Genomic DNA, 524 nt, shown 5'->3' with positions numbered 1-524 from the left:
CCTAGATTTAGATGATTTGATTGAACCGCAAACACCACAAACCTTTAAACCACATGGCCCACACCAATTTTCACATTCTACTGAATCGGGTGATTCTCTAGCAGCACCTGTTGAAAAAGCGAATGTTTTGGCAATGCTCGATGAGGTGACAACTTTAGAAGATGTCCGCAATTTGGCATCAGATGAGGATGTGGAAAAATGGCAGAGTGCGATCGCTAATTACCTGATCAATGTCAAAGATGAGATTTCTTTGGTTAAACTGCAACGTGTGTTGCAAATGCCGATGGTAGAAGTCTGGTTGGGATTATTGCTGGGTGGGTTTACACTAGAACAGCGTGGTGATTTTTATCACAACCATAATGTCTGGGTGAAAAGTTCTTCTTCCTTCGATCAATGACAATTCATTCGCTATATTAGGAGAGTCCTGTGATATCTGCCACTGAAAGCATAATGTGGTTCTTGGCAACTTTTGATACTGCTGGCGAAATATTGCTTAACAAATAAGTTGATGCCATCAAGAGTTA

Annotated in this window: 1 pseudogene; it reads left to right on the top strand. The window is 40.8% G+C overall.

Annotated elements, in window-relative coordinates:
* Positions 1–397 (top strand): annotated as a pseudogene (locus tag ACEYW6_RS36580) (hypothetical protein); the annotation flags it as partial.
* Between the last annotated feature and the right edge of the window lie 127 nt (positions 398–524).

Origin of the sequence: Nostoc sp. UIC 10607, assembly GCF_047228265.1 — a bacterium.
Lineage (GTDB): Bacteria > Cyanobacteriota > Cyanobacteriia > Cyanobacteriales > Nostocaceae > Nostoc > Nostoc foliaceum_A.
This window is presented reverse-complemented; position numbering and strand designations above follow the sequence as displayed.